The following is a 15,193-nucleotide window of genomic DNA, read 5'->3' as shown; positions in this document are numbered from 1 at the left end:
TCAGGCCTCCGGGATCTCGAACGTCGACGTACGGGTCATCCCCGCCGCCCGCCCCTTGCCGGCGATGACCAGGGCCATCTTGCGGCTGGCCTCGTCGATCATCTCGTCGCCGAGCATCGCGGAGCCCTTCTTGCCGCCCGCCTCGGACGTGTAGTAGTCGTACGCGTCCAGGATCAGCTCGGCGTGGTCGTAGTCCTCCTGCGACGGCGAGAAGATCTCGTTGGAGGCCTCGACCTGGCCGGGGTGCAGCACCCACTTGCCGTCGAAGCCGAGGGCGGCGGCGCGCTGGGCGACCGCGCGGTAGCCGTCCACGTTGCGGATCTGCAGGTAGGGGCCGTCGATCGCCTGGAGGTTGTTGGCGCGGGCGGCCATCAGGATCTTCATCAGGATGTAGTGGTAGGCGTCCGCCGGGTAGCCGGGCGGCTGCTCGCCCACGACCAGGGACTTCATGTTGATGGAGGCCATGAAGTCGGCCGGGCCGAAGATGATCGTCTCCAGGCGCGGCGAGGCCTCGGCGATCGCGTTGACGTTGTTCAGGCCCTGCGCGTTCTCGATCTGCGCCTCGATGCCGATCTTGCCGACCTCGAAGCCCATCGTCTTCTCGATCTGCGTCAGCAGCAGGTCCAGCGCGACGACCTGCTCGGCGTTCTGCACCTTCGGCAGCATGATGCAGTCGAGGTTCTGGCCGGCGCCCTCGACCACCGTGACGACGTCGCGGTACGTCCACTCGGTCGTCCAGTCGTTGACGCGGACCACCCGGGTCTTGCCCGTCCAGTCACCCTCGTTGAGGAACTTGACGATGGTGTGGCGGGCCTCCGGCTTGGCGAGCGGCGCGCACGCGTCCTCCAGGTCCAGGAAGACCTGGTCCGCGGGGAGGCCCTGCGCCTTCTCCAGGAAGCGCGGGTTGCTGCCGGGCACGGCCAGGCAGGAGCGCCGCGGGCGAAGGCGGTTGACGGTCGTCATGCGGGGACCTCCAGGGGGTCGAGCTTGTTCGCTGTGCGGATCTCGTCCACGATGCGGCCGATGATCCCGGTGATGTCGAAGTCCTTCGGGGTGAACACCGCGGCCACCCCGGCGGCCCTGAGCTGTTCGGCGTCACCGTTCGGGATGATGCCACCCGCGATCACGGGTATATCTGTGGCACCGGCCACACGGAGCCGCTGGAGCACGTCCGGGACCAGCTGGGCGTGCGAGCCGGACAGGATCGACAGACCCACGGCGTGGACGTCCTCGGCCAGGGCCGCGTCCACGATCTGCTCCGGGGTGAGCCGGATGCCCTGGTAGACCACCTCGAAGCCGGCGTCCCGCGCGCGCACCGCTATCTGCTCGGCGCCGTTGGAGTGCCCGTCCAGGCCGGGCTTGCCGACCAGGAAACGGAGCTTGCCGACGCCCAGCTCGCGCGCGGTGGCGTCCACCTTGGCCCGGACCTCCGCCAGGGCCGAGCCGGGCTCGGCGGCGACGGCGACCGGCGCGGAGGAGACCCCGGTGGGCGCCCGGTACTCGCCGAAGACCTCGCGCAGGGCGCCCGCCCACTCGCCGGTGGTGACCCCGGCGCGGGCGCACTCCAGAGTGGCCTCCATGAGGTTGTCGGTGCCCTTGGCGGCCTCCTTCAGCCGCTCCAGCGCCTTGCAGGGGCGCGGGTGGTTGAAGGGCGGCTGGTAGCGCGTGTCGCGCCAGTTCTCCAGGGAGGCGATGACCCGGGCCTCGACCGCCGGGTCGACCGTCATGATCGCGGTGTCCAGGTCGGCCGTGAGCGGGTTCGGCTCGGTGCCCTCGAAGGCGTTGACACCGATGATCTTCTCCTCGCCGGACTCGATCCGGGCCCGGCGCTCGGCGTGCGAGGAGACCAGCTGCGACTTCAGGTAGCCGGACTCCACGGCGGCCATCGCGCCGCCCATCTCCTGGATGCGGTCGATCTCCGCGAGGGAGTCGGCGACCAGCTCCTGCACCTTCGCCTCGATCACCTTCGAGCCCTCGAAGATGTCCTCGTACTCCAGCAGGTCGCTCTCGTAGGCGAGCACCTGCTGGATGCGCAGGCTCCACTGCTGGTCCCAGGGCCGGGGCAGGCCCAGCGCCTCGTTCCAGGCGGGCAGCTGCACCGCACGCGCGCGTGCGTCCTTCGACAGGGTCACCGCCAGCATCTCCAGCACGATCCGCTGGACGTTGTTCTCCGGCTGCGCCTCGGTCAGGCCGAGGGAGTTGACCTGGACGCCGTAGCGGAAACGGCGCTGCTTGGGGTTCTCGATGCCGTACCGCTCGCGGGTGACCTGGTCCCAGATGCGGCCGAACGCCCGCATCTTGCACATCTCCTCGATGAAGCGGACGCCCGCGTTCACGAAGAAGGAGATGCGGGCGACCACGTCCCCCATGCGCTCCTGCGGCACCTGGCCGCTGTCGCGGACGGCGTCGAGGACGGCGATCGCGGTGGACATCGCGTACGCGATCTCCTGCACCGGTGTGGCCCCGGCTTCCTGCAGGTGGTAGCTGCAGATGTTGATCGGGTTCCACTTCGGGATGTGGGAGACCGTGTACGCGATCATGTCCGTCGTCAGGCGGAGCGAGGGCCCCGGCGGGAAGACGTGCGTCCCGCGGGACAGGTACTCCTTGACGATGTCGTTCTGGGTCGTGCCCTGGAGCTTGGTGATGTCCGCGCCCTGCTCCTCCGCGACGACCTGGTAGAGCGCCAGCAGCCACATGGCCGTGGCGTTGATCGTCATCGAGGTGTTCATCTGCTCCAGGGGGATGTCCTGGAACAGCCGGCGCATGTCACCGAGGTGCGCGACGGGCACGCCCACCCGGCCGACCTCGCCGCGCGCGAGGATGTGGTCGGGGTCGTAGCCGGTCTGCGTCGGCAGGTCGAACGCCACCGACAGACCTGTCTGGCCCTTGGCGAGGTTGCGCCGGTACAGCTCGTTGGACGCCTCGGCCGTGGAGTGACCGGCGTACGTGCGCATGAGCCACGGCCGGTCCTTCTGACGCTCAGTCATCTATGACCTCGGGTGTCTCAGACGTTGCGGAAGCGGTTGATGGCGTCGACGTGCTTGGCGCGCATCTCCGCGTCGCGCACGCCGAGGCCTTCCTCCGGCGCGAGACAGAGAACGCCGACCTTGCCCTGGTGCAGGTTGCGGTGGACGTCGTACGCCGCCTGGCCGGTCTCCTCCAGGGAGTACGTCTTCGACAGCGTCGGGTGGATCTTGCCCTTGGCGATCAGGCGGTTGGCCTCGTACGCCTCGCGGTAGTTGGCGAAGTGGGAGCCGATGATCCGCTTCAGGGACATCCACAGGTACCGGTTGTCGTACTCGTGCATGTAGCCCGAGGTCGAGGCGCAGGTGGTGATGGTGCCGCCCTTGCGGGTGACGTAGACGGAGGCGCCGAAGGTCTCGCGGCCGGGGTGCTCGAAGACGATGTCGATGTCCTCGCCGCCGGTGAGCTCGCGGATGCGCTTGCCGAAGCGCTTCCACTCCTTGGGGTCCTGGGTGTGCTCGTCCTTCCAGAACTTGTAGCCCTCGGCGTTGCGGTCGATGATCGCCTCGGCGCCCATCGCGCGGCAGATCTCCGCCTTCTGGGGCGAGGAGACGACACAGATCGGGTTGGCGCCGCCCGCCAGCGCGAACTGCGTGGCGTACGAGCCGAGCCCGCCGCTCGCACCCCAGATCAGGACGTTGTCGCCCTGCTTCATGGCGGCACCGTTGCGGGAGACCAGCTGGCGGTAGGCGGTGGAGTTCACCAGGCCGGGAGCCGCGGCCTCCTCCCAGGTGAGGTGCTTCGGCTTCGGCATCAGCTGGTTCGTCTTGACCAGCGCGATCTCGGCCAGGCCGCCGAAGTTGGTCTCGAAGCCCCAGATGCGCTGCTCGGGGTCGAGCATGGTGTCGTCGTGGCCGTCGGGCGACTCCAGCTCGACGCTCAGGCAGTGCGCGACGACCTCGTCACCGGGCTGCCAGGCGTTGACGCCGGGGCCGGTGCGCAGGACGACGCCCGCGAGGTCGGAGCCGATGATGTGGTATGGCAGGTCGTGGCGCTTGGTCAGCGGCGACAGCCTGCCGTAGCGCTCCAGGAAGGCGAACGTCGAGACCGGCTCGAAGATCGAGGTCCACACCGAGTTGTAGTTGACCGAGGAGGCCATGACGGCGACCAGGGCCTCGCCCGGGCCCAGTTCCGGCACGGGCACCTCGTCGAGGTGGATCGACTTGCGCGGGTCCTTGTCGCGGGTCTCCAGACCCGCGAACATCTCCGTCTCGTCCTTGTGCACGGTGATCGCACGGTACGACTCGGGGAGCGGCAGGGCGGCGAAGTCGGCGGACGTGGCGTCCTTCGACTGGATCGCGTCCAGGATGTCCTTCACGGTCACGGTGTTGCCTCCGGCGGTGAGCGCCCTGAGGGAGGGGCGCTGGGGGATCGTCGGTGCTGCTGAATGAGGGTTTTCGAGGGGTGTGCCGTCGGTTCGGCTCGGTGGTGCTTCGGCAGCGCTTTGTGGCGCGGGAGGGTGCCTGTGACGCAGGCGTCCGGGCGCGCAGGCCGTGGGCTTGCGGGGACAGCCGGCGAGCGAACGGTCTCTGCTCGCCGGCCGCCGGACACCTTCAACGTATGACACCGCGTGTCAGGTGGCAAGGCACTGAGTGCCAGAACTTGCTCTCAGATGAAATCTTTACGCAACAAATGAGCGATGATCGATCAACGATCGGGCAAACGAAACGGGCAGTGGGCGGCACCCAGTGCCACCCACTGCCCGTTCGTCACGGTCCGACCGGTTACGACCGTTCTTTGAGCGCCTGCTCGATGGTGCGCATCACCTCGTCCAGCGGAGCGTCGGTCCTGGCCACCGTCACCAGCACCTCCCCGTGGGCGGCGGCGGTGGCCGGCGTGGTCCGCGGAGCGCTCTCGCGGCCGGCCCCTATGCCGGTGCCGAACGTCTTGCGCACGATCGCGAAGGCGTGGTCCAGCTGCGCCTCCACGTCCCCCTGTCCGCCCGCCCGCAGCCAGCGCCTGAGCACGTGGTTGTGCGCGGTGACCACGGCCGAGGCGGCGACCTCGGCCAGCAGCGGGTCGTCGTTGGCGTCGTCGGCGTGCGCGTGCTCGTCGAAGTGGCCGAGCAGGTAGCGGGTGAACAGCCGCTCGTAGCGCGCCACCGAGGCGATCTCGGCCTCGCGCAGCGTGGGCACCTCGCGGGTGAGCTTGTAGCGGGCGACCGAGATCTCCGGCCGCGCCGCGTACATCTTCATGACCTCCTTGATGCCCCGGCACACGGTGTCGAGCGGATGCTCGTGCGCGGGAGCGGCGTTCAGGACGGCCTCGGCGCGGATCAGCGTGTCGTCGTGGTCCGGGAAGATCGCCTCTTCCTTGGAGCGGAAGTGGCGGAAGAAGGTGCGCCGGGCGACCCCGGCGGCGGCGGCGATCTCGTCGACGGTGGTGGCTTCGTACCCCTTGGTCGCGAACAGCTCCATGGCTGCTGCCGCCAGTTCTCGGCGCATTTTCAGCCGCTGGGCGGCGGCGCGACTGCCTGCGGCACTTTCCGGCGCGTCGGGCGTGGCTGGCGTACGTGAGGACTTGGCGGGCTGGGACATGACCCGAACGTACTGCATGCGCGCGGCTCCCCGCGCAGGTCCGGGGTGTTCCCCGCCCCCGGAGGGCGGGGCGCCGCCGGCCCGGGCTGACGGGGGAGGGCCGCCCGGCCCGAGCAGCCCTCCCCAGTCCGCCTCCGTCCGGAACCAGTCGCCGGCGCCGTCAGCGGCGGGCATACTCGCGGAAGCCGCGGCCGGTCTTGCGGCCGAGGCAGCCCGCGGCCACCAGGTGCTCCAGCAGCGGCGCCGGGGCGAGGCCCGGGTCGCGGAACTCGCGGTGCAGGACCCGCTCGATGGCCAGCGACACGTCCAGGCCGACCACGTCCAGCAGTTCGAACGGGCCCATCGGGTAACCGCCGCCGAGCTTCATCGCCGCGTCGATGTCGTCCAGGGACGCGTAGTGGTCCTGCACCATCTTGATCGCGTTGTTCAGGTACGGGAACAGCAGCGCGTTCACGATGAAGCCGGCCCGGTCCCCGCAGTCCACGGCGTGCTTCCTGATCTTCCTGCAGACCTCGCGGACCGTCGCGTGCACGTCGTCGGCGGTCAGCACCGTGCGGACCACCTCGACCAGCTTCATGGCCGGCGCCGGGTTGAAGAAGTGCATGCCGATGACGTCCTGCGGGCGCGAGGTGGCGCGGGCGCAGGCGACGACGGGCAGCGACGAGGTGGTGGTGGCCAGCACCGCGCCCGGCTTGCACACCTTGTCCAGCGTGGCGAACAGCTGCCGCTTGACCTCCAGGTCCTCCGCGACCGCCTCCACCGCCAGGTCCACCTCGGCGAAGGCGTCGTAGGACCCCGCCGGGACGATCCGCTCCAGGGTCTCGGCGGCGGCCTCGGCGGTCAGCCGGCCCTTGTCGACGGACCGGGCGAGGGACTTCCCGATCCGGGCCCTGGCCGCCTGGGCCTTCTCCTCGCTGCGGGCGGCCAGGACCACCTGGTAGCCCGCCTTGGCGAACACCTCGGCGATGCCGGAGGCCATGGTCCCGGAGCCGGCGACACCGACCGAGCGGACCTCGCGGCCCGCGGCGGGCGAGCCGTCCGCCGCCGGGGTCAGCGCGTCCGGCACCACGGTGGCGCTGCCCGGCGCCTCGTAGGTGTAGAAGCCGCGCCCGGACTTGCGGCCGGTCAGGCCCGCCTCGCTGAGCTGCCTCAGGATCGGGGCGGGAGCGTGCAGCCGGTCCCGGGACTCGGCGTACATCGCCTCCAGGACGGTCCGCGCGGTGTCGACGCCGATCAGGTCCAGCAGGGCGAGCGGACCCATCGGCAGGCCGCAGCCGAGCCGCATCGCGGCGTCGATGTCCTCGCGTGAGGCGTACTTGGCCTCGTACATCGCGGCGGCCTGGTTCAGGTAGCCGAACAGCAGTCCGTCCGCGACGAATCCCGGCCGGTCGCCGACCGCGACCGGCTCCTTGCCCAGCTCGAAGGCGAGATCCGTGACGGCGGCGACGGCACCCGGCGCGGTCAGCACCGAGGAGACGACCTCGACCAGCTTCATCGCCGGCGCCGGGTTGAAGAAGTGCAGGCCGAGCACGCGCTCCGGCCGGGCCGAGTCCGCGGCCAGCCGGGTCACGGACAGCGCGTTGGTGCCGGTCGCGAGGATCGTCTCGGGGCGGACGATGCCGTCCAGCTCACGGAAGATCTGGTGCTTGATCTCGTACGACTCCGGGGCCACCTCGATGACGAGGTCGGCGTCGGCCGCCGCGGTGAGGTCGGTGGCGGTGCGCACCCGGGCCAGCGCCCCGGCGCGTTCCTCCTCGGTGAGCCGGCCGCGCTCCACGGCACGGGCGGTGGCGGCCTCCAGCGAGGCGAGCGCCTTGGCGGTCCGGTCCTCGCTGATGTCGATGCCGATCACCTCGCGGCCGGCCTTCGCGAGGACCTCGGTGATACCGGTGCCCATGGTGCCGAGGCCGACGACGGCGATCGTCTCGAGCCGGGACGGGGAGCTGCCGGACTGGGGGGACAGGGGAGTGGCCATCGCGGGACTCCAGGAATGAGGGTGACGACGAGGAGCGCGCCGGGTGCGCCGGAGGGCGCACCACGGTGCGAGGAGAGTGCGGGTGTTGCCGGGCTGCGAGCGCACACGCCCGGTGTCGCCGGTGCCACGGGCGTGCACACGCCCGGCAGCGGCGGAACGTCCGACCGGCTCTGTCCCGAAGCCGGGTCGTACTGCGGTACAGACGGCGTACCGAACCGACAGAACGCGCTCGCGACGGCTGCGTCACCAAACCGTCGCCAGCGGAAGTGCGAGAGGGTTACTCGCTCGTATGAGCTTAACCGGCGGGTAACGAGCGCGCCAGCCCCTCGGCGGAAACCGACTTTGTGATGTACCTCCCTCGCCGGCGGCGACCCGCCTAGGCTGGACGTCGTGGACGAAGAGTTGCGATCGCTCACGGAGCGCTTACGGCGGGAGTCGGGCGGGACGCCCGGCTTCGACCGCCTGCTGGCCACCGAGGACCCCGACGAACTGGCGGAGGTGCTCACCGCGCCCGGACAGCCCCTGTGGGCCCGGGAGCTGGCCGCGTTCCGCCTCGGCCGCGCGGGCGACCGGCGCGCCTTCGAGTCCCTGGTGCTGCTGCTCAACCACCGCGACCCGCCGCGCTGCGCCTCCGCCGCGCACGCCCTCGCCCGGCTTGGCGATCCGCGCACCGCCCGGGCCGCCGCGGCCCTGGCCACCAACGAACTCCGCGTCGCCTACGCCCTGCACCCGGTGCGGCTCCTGACCGAACTGCGCGCCCCCGAGTCCGTACCCGCGCTGATCACCACCCTGGAGCGGCGGCTGCGCCCGCACGACCCCTACCGGCGGGTGGCCCTGGCGTGCGTGGAGGGCCTGGGCGCGCTCGGTGACGCCCGCGCCCGCCGGGTGCTGAGCGAGGCCCTCGCGCATCCCGCGCTCGCCGAGGCGGCGGTGCACGCCCTCGCCCGGATCCCGCAGCAGCAGCCCCGCTGACGCCCGGTCAGCCGCCCAGCGTCCGCTCGTACCGCACCTCGGGCACGGGCACGCCGTCCGCCTCGAAGGACTCCTCGGTGCCGTCGGGCCGGAAACCGGCGCGCTCGTAGAAACGGCGGGCGGGCGCGTTGCCCTTCAGCACCCACAGCAGCATCCGCGGGTACGCCCGGCACCGCTCGACCGCCGCGGCCAGCAACGCCCGGCCGATGCCGGCGCCGAGGCGGTCCGGGTCGACGTAGACCGCGTACAGCTCGGCGTCCCCGGTGGCCGTACCGCCGTCCCGGTACGGCCCGCACGCCGCCCACCCGACGACCTCGCCCTCCTGCTCGGCGACCAGGTTCACCACCGAGCCGCCGCCCTGCACGAACCGGGCCCGCCGCCGCTCGGCGTCCTCGGTGACGCTGAGCCCGTCGAGGTACGTTTGGGGCATCAGCCCCCGATAGGCGTGCCGCCAGCCCCGGATCCGTATCCCGGAGACGCGCTCGCAGTCGGCGAGCCGCATCTCACGGACCGTCAGGGGGCCGACGCGGGGCAGGGGGACCGGTTCGCTCATGGGCTCATGGTGGACCATCCCGCGGACGACCCCGTGGGCCGGGTCCCTCGGTCAAGGGCGGAAGCCCAGCAGGCCGTGCAGCATCGAACCGCGGGACGCCGTCGGCGCCGTCTTCCCCTTCAACGGCTTCGGGTCGGGCGACTTCGCGCAGACCGCGTCGGCCGGACCGGCGCCCCGCGGCACCGTGCCGCTGCCCAGGTACGCGGCCAGGTGCCGGTCCAGGCAGGCGTTGCCGCTCAGCGTGACGCCGTGGTTGCCGCCGCCCTGCTCGACCACCAGGCTGGAGCCGGCCAGCAGCCGGTGCACCGTCACCCCGCCGGTGTACGGGGTCGCCGCGTCCTCGGTCGCCTGGAACAGCAGCGCCGGCGGCAGCGAGCGGTTGGTGATGTCCACCGGCTTCAGCGGGGCCGTCGGCCAGAACGCGCAGGGCGCGTTGTACCAGGTGTTGTTCCACGCCATCAGCGGTGCCTTCGCGTACACCTTCCAGCCGTCCGCGCGCCACCGGTTCCAGCCGCGCGGCCAGGCCGCGTCACGGCACTGCACCGCCGTGTAGACGCTGTAGCCGTTCTCGCCCGTGGCGTCCACCGCGGCGACGTTCTCGTACGTCCTCACCAGCGGCCCGGTGTCCTTGCGCTGGACGTAGGCCGCGAACGCCTCGGCGAGGTGCGGCCAGTAACCGTCGTAGTAGGCACCGGACATGAAGGTGTCCTCCAGCTCCGCAGCCCCGACCCGGCCCCCGGCCGGCCTCTTCGCCAGCGCCGACCGCATCGCGTACCAGAGGGCCTCGATCCGCGCCGGGTCCTTGCCGAGCCCGTAGGCCGTGTCGTACTTCGCGATCCAGGCCATCAGCGCGCGGTGGCGGCCGTCGAAGGCGTAGTCCTGGCCCAGGTTGTCCTCGTACCAGACGCCGGTCGGGTCGACGACCGAGTCCAGCACCAGCCGGTGCACCCGCTGCGGATACAGCTTCGCGTAGACCGCGCCCAGGTAGGTGCCGTAGGAGTAGCCGAAGTAGCTGATCCGCCCGGCGCCCAGCGCCCGGCGGACGGCGTCCAGGTCCCGGGCCGCGCTGACGGTGTCCAGGTACGGCAGGACGTCGGCGTACCGGCGGCCGCAGGCGGCGGCGAAGGACCGGGCGCGGTCGAGGTTCGCGCGCTCCACCGCGGGGGTGCCCGGCACGGAGTCCGGGCGCACCGGCGCGAAGTGGCCCGGCGCGCAGTTCAGCGCGGGCGTGCTCCGGCCGACCCCGCGCGGGTCGAAGCCGACGACGTCGTAGCGCGAGGCGACGCTCTTCGGCAGCGCCGAGGCGACGAACCCGGCGAGCGTCAGGCCGCTGCCGCCGGGCCCCCCGGGGTTGACCAGCAGCGGGCCCAGCGAGGACCGCGCGGTGTGCGGGACGCGGGACAGGGCGAGCGTGACCTGCCGGCCCGACGGGTTCGCGTGGTCCAGCGGCACCTTAAGGGACGCGCACTGGAGCCCGGGGTAGTCGCTGATGCCGCACTTCTTCCAGCTGAGCCGCGCGGGCTCCGCCCGGCCCGGCCGGTCGGGCCGGGAGGCGTGCGCGGGAGCGGCGGTGACGGAGCCCGCCAGCACGGCGGCGGCTGCGGCCGTGCACAGCACGGCTGCGCGTGTTCTCATACGGTCCTCCCGGGACGGAGGGGGCGGAGAACCGCGAGGCCCGCGGTTCTCGCCGGATCGTCCCGGAGTCGGCGTCCTGAAGAACCCGATCTGCCGATAGTTGACCCAATTGGGCCGTGGGATGCCCCCTAACGCCCCGGACGTGCTCACATGAGGCTGAGCTGGACCGGCGCGGCGTCGGCCGGGACCGGTGCCGGTCCGGCCGGGCGGATCCGGCGGGCCACTCCCGCGCGCGTGGGCCCGATGCCGTACTCCTCGGCCAGCTCGTGCACCTGACGGGTGATCCGGCGCTGGTACCACCGGGGCGCGTAGGAGCCCTCCGCGTACAGCCGCTCGTACCGCCGCACCAGGTGGGGGTGGTGCTGCCCGAGCCAGGCCATGAACCACTCCCGGGCGCCCGGGCGCAGATGCAGCACCAGCGGGGTGACGGAGGTGGCCCCGGCCGCCGCGATCGCCCGTACCGTCTCGCGCAGCCGGTCCGGGTGGTCGCTCAGGAAGGGGATCACCGGCGCCATCAGCACCCCGCAGCCGATCCCGTGCTCGCCGAGGGTGCGCACGACGTCCAGCCGGCGCTCCGGCGCGGGTGTGCCCGGCTCGACCGTGCGCCACAGCTCGGTGTCGAGGAAGCCGACCGAGACGGAGATGCCCACGTCCGTCACCTCGGCCGCCCGGACCAGCAGCTCCAGGTCGCGCAGGATCAGGGTCCCCTTGGTGAGGATCGAGAACGGGTTCGCGTGGTCGGTGAGGGCGGAGACGATGCCCGGCATCAGCCGGTAGCGGCCCTCGGCGCGCTGGTAGCAGTCGACGTTCGTGCCCATCGCCACGTGGTCGCCCTGCCAGCGGCGGGAGGCCAGCTGGCGGCGCAGCACCTCGGGGGCGTTCACCTTGACCACGATCTGGGTGTCGAAGCCGATGCCCGTGTCCAGGTCGAGGTAGCTGTGCGTCTTGCGGGCGAAACAGTAGACGCACGCGTGCGTGCAGCCGCGGTAGGGGTTGACCGTCCACTCGAACGGCATGCGCGAGGCGCCCGGCACCCGGTTCAGCACCGAGCGCGCCCGCACCTCGTGGAAGGTCATCCCGGCGAACTCGGGGGTGTCGAACGTCCGGCTGACCACGGCGTCCGCGCCGAACAGCGCGGCGTCGGCGGCCCGGCCGTGTTCGTTCTCGTCCGTGAGGTTGTCCCAGCGCATGACGCCTCCTCGTGCTCGCCCCGGGCCACAGAATAGAACATCTGTTCCCATGATCGTGCGAGCCCGGACCGGAACCCCGATCGGGGCCCTGCTCGGGAGGCTGACCCGGCCCCGGGTCCCGGCCCCGGCCGGTCCCGGGGGCGGCCCGGTGGCGGCCCCCGATTTGGGCGGCCGGGCGCCAGGGTGGTTGGCTTGCCCCAACCCCGAGGAACCAGGTCGTGGAGGAACGCAATGGCGCAGGTCGAGGCCACTACGGAGCGGGTCGTCGCGGCGGACGCGGAGAAGGTGTTCGACGCCCTCGCCGACTACCGCGGCACCCGGCAGAAGCTGCTGCCCGAGCAGTTCAGCGAGTACGAGGTGCGCGAGGGCGGCGACGGCGAGGGCACCCTCGTCCACTGGAAGCTCCAGGCCACCAGCAAGCGGGTGCGCGACTGCCTGCTGGAGGTCGGCGAGCCCACCGACGGCGAACTGGTCGAGAAGGACCGCAACTCCTCCATGGTCACCACCTGGCGCGTCACCCCCGCCGGTGAGGGCAGGTCGCGGGTCGTCGTCACCACCACCTGGCAGGGCGCCGGCGGCATCGGAGGCTTCTTCGAGAGGACCTTCGCGCCCAAGGGCCTCGGCCGGATCTACGACGCCCTGCTCGCCAGGCTCGCCGCCGAGGTCGAGCAGTAGGCCCGGCGGCAAGTCCCCGCACCCTCCGGGGTGTTGGGTCCCTTCACCGGTTCGAGTGGAAACACATCTCGACCGGGTCGGCGCCGTAACTCGTCGCACTTGCTCGGAGTTGTCGCATCGCGCGGCAACTGTGTGGCAGGTGTGACGAGGGGAGCGCTGGATGAGCGGGATCACTCTGGACCGGACGGAAACGGTCACCGCGCCACCCGGCCTCCCCGACCCGCTACCCGCCGAGGCCGTCGAACCGAGCCCCCGCCGCGTGCGACTGGTCTTCTTCGGGCTGATGCTGGCACTGCTGCTGGCCGCCCTCGACCAGATGATCGTCGCCACCGCCCTGCCGAAGGTCGTCGGCGAACTGCACGGCCTGGACCGGATGTCGTGGGCGATCACCGCCTATCTGCTGACCTCCACCGTCGGCCTGCCGATCTACGGCAAACTCGGCGACCTGCTGGGCCGCAAGGGCGTCTTCCAGTTCGCCATCGCCGTCTTCGTCCTCGGTTCCGCGCTCGCCGGCCGGGCCGGCACCATGGACCAGCTGATCGCCTTCCGCGCGGTCCAGGGCGTCGGCGCGGGCGGGCTCATGATCGGGGTGCAGGCGATCATCGCCGACATCGTGCCGCCCCGGGAACGCGGCCGGTACATGGGCCTCATCGGCGCCGTCTTCGGCCTCGCCTCCGTCGCCGGGCCGCTGCTCGGCGGCTACTTCACCGACCACCTCTCCTGGCGCTGGTGCTTCTACGTCAACGTCCCCTTCGGCCTGATCACCCTCGCCGTCGTCGCCGTCGTCCTCAAGCTGCCCCGGCCCCGCGCGCGGGCCCGCCTCGACGTGCCCGGCGCGCTGCTCCTCGCCGCCGCCTCCACCTGCCTGGTCCTGCTCACCAGCTGGGGCGGCACCGAGTACGCCTGGGACTCCCGGCAGATCCTCGGCCTCGGCGCCGGCGCCCTCGCCGCCACCGTCCTCTTCCTCGTCGCCGAACGCTTCGCCGCCGAACCCCTGATCCCGCTCCGGCTGTTCCGTGACTCCGTCTTCGTCGTCAGCGGCCTGGTCGGCCTGGTGATCGGTGTCGCCCTGTTCGGCGCCGCCAGCTACCTGCCGACCTTCCTGCAGATGGTCGACGGTGCCAGCGCCACCGAGTCCGGGCTGCTGATGCTGCCCATGATGGCCGGGATCGTCGGCGCCTCCGTCATCGGCGGCCAGCTCATCAGCCACACCGGCCGGTACAAGATCTTCCCGCTGCTCGGCGGCGCCGTCGCCACCGCCGGCATGTGGCTGCTGTCCCGGCTGGAGACCGACACGCCCCGGCTGTACTACAGCGTCTGGATGGCCGTCCTCGGCGCCGGCATCGGCCTGGTGATGCCCGTCCTCGTCCTCGCCGTGCAGAACTCCGTGCGCCCCGCCGACCTCGGCAGCGCCACCAGCGCCAACAACTACTTCCGGCAGATCGGCGGCAGCGTCGGCGCCGCCGTCTTCGGCACCCTCTTCGCCGACCGGCTCACGTCCGCGCTGCGGGCGGAACTGCCCCCGCGCGCGGGCACCGGACTGCCCGACGCCGACTCCCTCACCCCGCAGCTCGTCCACGCGCTGCCCCCGGCCCTGCGCGACGCCTACATCCGCGCCTACGCCGACGCGATGCCCCGGATCTTCCTCTACCTGGTCCCGGTGCTCGCCCTCGGCCTGCTCATCGCCTTCTTCCTCAAGGAGAAACCACTGGTGTCCCACAACACCGCCGAAACGGAGCCGCAGACCGTGACCGCACCGATCCCCGGCGCCCGTGCGCCCCACGCCGCCGGGATCCCCGTCTGCGGCACCGTGCAGCACCCCGACGGCACCGTGGTGCCCCGCGCGGCCCTCACCCTCATCGACGTCGCCGGGCAGCAGGTCGGCCGGGGCGCGAGCGGCGAGGACGGACGGTACGCGCTCGGCACCCCCGGCTCCGGGTCGTACGTGCTGATCGCCGCCGCCGGCGGCCACCAGCCGCAGGCCGTCTCCGTCACCGTCGGCGAACGCCCCGTCGAGCTCGACGTCGTCCTCGGCGGCGCCGGACGCCTCGCCGGCAGCGTGCTCACCGCCGACGGCAGCCCCGTCAGGGACGCCACCGTCACCCTCACCAACGTGCACGGCGAGGTCGTCGCCAGCACCCGCAGCGGACGCGAGGGCGGCTACGTCATCACCGAACTGGTCGCCGGCGAGTACACCCTCGCCGCCAGCGCCCCCGCCTTCCGGCCCGCCGCGCTCCCGGTCACCGTGCAGGCCTCCCGGGAGACCCGGCAGGACATCGAACTCGCGGGCGGCGCCGTGCTGCGGGGCACCGTCCGGGCGAGCGGCGGGCGGGCCGTGGAGGACGCGCGCGTGACCCTCCTCGACGCCGCCGGCAACGTGGTCGACACCCTCACCACCGGATCCGACGGGACGTTCCGGTTCGTGGATCTGTCCTCCGGCGAGTACACCGTCATCGCCGCAGGTTACCCGCCGGTCGCCACAGTGCTGCAGGTCGCGGGGGGTGGCCGCACGGAGCGCGATCTCCAGCTCGGCCACGAGGACTGAGCGGGGCGCGGTACCGCGCGCCGGAGCGATCCCGGGGAAACCAATTCCAGGATTGCCACACATCGCGACGAGGCGCCGCCGTACCGT

Annotated in this window: 11 protein-coding genes; 3 read left to right on the top strand and 8 right to left on the bottom strand. The window is 71.9% G+C overall.

Annotation, left to right across the window (positions count from 1 at the left end; genetic code table 11):
* From ACZ4VF_RS04195 to ACZ4VF_RS04175, 5 genes are all read right to left on the bottom strand, one after another.
* Positions 1 to 963, bottom strand: coding sequence for an HpcH/HpaI aldolase/citrate lyase family protein (locus tag ACZ4VF_RS04195; protein ID WP_467923077.1), 963 nt, complete (start codon positions 961 to 963; stop codon positions 1 to 3).
* Positions 960 to 2,987 (bottom strand): protein meaA, encoded by a 2,028-nt coding sequence (locus ACZ4VF_RS04190; RefSeq protein WP_467923076.1) that lies wholly within the window; start codon positions 2,985 to 2,987, stop codon positions 960 to 962. The genes ACZ4VF_RS04195 and ACZ4VF_RS04190 overlap by 4 nt, the downstream gene beginning before the upstream one ends.
* 17 nt (positions 2,988 to 3,004) lie before the next feature.
* Positions 3,005 to 4,342, bottom strand: a complete 1,338-nt coding sequence (gene ccrA, locus ACZ4VF_RS04185; RefSeq protein ID WP_467923768.1) for a crotonyl-CoA carboxylase/reductase — start codon at positions 4,340 to 4,342, stop codon at positions 3,005 to 3,007.
* 406 nt (positions 4,343 to 4,748) lie between these two features.
* On the bottom strand, positions 4,749 to 5,561 hold the full coding sequence (locus tag ACZ4VF_RS04180) for a TetR family transcriptional regulator (protein WP_467923075.1): 813 nt from the start codon (positions 5,559 to 5,561) through the stop codon (positions 4,749 to 4,751).
* Positions 5,562 to 5,721: 160 nt separating this feature from the next.
* The gene (locus ACZ4VF_RS04175) at positions 5,722 to 7,536 is read right to left on the bottom strand and encodes a 3-hydroxyacyl-CoA dehydrogenase family protein (protein ID WP_467923074.1); all 1,815 of its coding nucleotides are present in this window, start codon (positions 7,534 to 7,536) and stop codon (positions 5,722 to 5,724) included.
* Positions 7,537 to 7,926: 390 nt separating this feature from the next.
* On the opposite strand from ACZ4VF_RS04175, the gene ACZ4VF_RS04170 reads away from it, so the two are divergent.
* A complete protein-coding gene (locus ACZ4VF_RS04170; protein WP_467923073.1) occupies positions 7,927 to 8,508 on the top strand; it encodes an adenylosuccinate lyase in 582 nt (193 codons plus the stop codon).
* Between the two features lie 7 nt (positions 8,509 to 8,515).
* Here the strand turns inward: ACZ4VF_RS04170 and ACZ4VF_RS04165 are convergent, their stop codons facing one another.
* The 3 genes from ACZ4VF_RS04165 to ACZ4VF_RS04155 form a co-directional block, all read right to left on the bottom strand.
* Positions 8,516 to 9,061, bottom strand: a complete 546-nt coding sequence (locus ACZ4VF_RS04165; protein WP_467923072.1) for a GNAT family N-acetyltransferase — start codon at positions 9,059 to 9,061, stop codon at positions 8,516 to 8,518.
* A 51-nt stretch (positions 9,062 to 9,112) separates the two neighbouring features.
* Complete coding sequence (locus ACZ4VF_RS04160) at positions 9,113 to 10,696, bottom strand: alpha/beta hydrolase (RefSeq protein ID WP_467923071.1); 1,584 nt, start codon at positions 10,694 to 10,696, stop codon at positions 9,113 to 9,115.
* A gap of 146 nt (positions 10,697 to 10,842) precedes the next feature.
* The gene (locus tag ACZ4VF_RS04155) at positions 10,843 to 11,886 is read right to left on the bottom strand and encodes an Rv2578c family radical SAM protein (protein ID WP_467923070.1); all 1,044 of its coding nucleotides are present in this window, start codon (positions 11,884 to 11,886) and stop codon (positions 10,843 to 10,845) included.
* 231 nt (positions 11,887 to 12,117) lie between these two features.
* Here ACZ4VF_RS04155 and ACZ4VF_RS04150 point away from each other — a divergent pair, with 231 nt between their 5' ends.
* Positions 12,118 to 12,561 carry an SRPBCC family protein gene (locus ACZ4VF_RS04150; protein WP_467923069.1) on the top strand — a complete coding sequence of 148 codons (444 nt, stop codon included), beginning with the start codon at positions 12,118 to 12,120 and terminating at the stop codon, positions 12,559 to 12,561.
* Positions 12,562 to 12,721: 160 nt separating this feature from the next.
* The gene (locus ACZ4VF_RS04145) at positions 12,722 to 15,106 is read left to right on the top strand and encodes an MFS transporter (RefSeq protein WP_467923068.1); all 2,385 of its coding nucleotides are present in this window, start codon (positions 12,722 to 12,724) and stop codon (positions 15,104 to 15,106) included.
* The last annotated feature ends 87 nt before the right edge of the window (positions 15,107 to 15,193 follow it).

Source organism: Streptomyces sp. NPDC029151 (assembly GCF_055564315.1).
This window is presented reverse-complemented; position numbering and strand designations above follow the sequence as displayed.

Coding starts and splice junctions, on each gene's coding strand:
- ACZ4VF_RS04195 (WP_467923077.1), bottom strand. CDS start 963: ATGACGACCGTCAACCGCCTTCGCCCGCGGCGCTCCTGCCTGGCCGTG.
- ACZ4VF_RS04190 (WP_467923076.1), bottom strand. CDS start 2,987: ATGACTGAGCGTCAGAAGGACCGGCCGTGGCTCATGCGCACGTACGCC.
- ACZ4VF_RS04180 (WP_467923075.1), bottom strand. CDS start 5,561: ATGTCCCAGCCCGCCAAGTCCTCACGTACGCCAGCCACGCCCGACGCG.
- ACZ4VF_RS04175 (WP_467923074.1), bottom strand. CDS start 7,536: ATGGCCACTCCCCTGTCCCCCCAGTCCGGCAGCTCCCCGTCCCGGCTC.
- ACZ4VF_RS04165 (WP_467923072.1), bottom strand. CDS start 9,061: ATGAGCGAACCGGTCCCCCTGCCCCGCGTCGGCCCCCTGACGGTCCGT.
- ACZ4VF_RS04160 (WP_467923071.1), bottom strand. CDS start 10,696: ATGAGAACACGCGCAGCCGTGCTGTGCACGGCCGCAGCCGCCGCCGTG.
- ACZ4VF_RS04155 (WP_467923070.1), bottom strand. CDS start 11,886: ATGCGCTGGGACAACCTCACGGACGAGAACGAACACGGCCGGGCCGCC.
- ACZ4VF_RS04150 (WP_467923069.1), top strand. CDS start 12,118: ATGGCGCAGGTCGAGGCCACTACGGAGCGGGTCGTCGCGGCGGACGCG.
- ACZ4VF_RS04145 (WP_467923068.1), top strand. CDS start 12,722: ATGAGCGGGATCACTCTGGACCGGACGGAAACGGTCACCGCGCCACCC.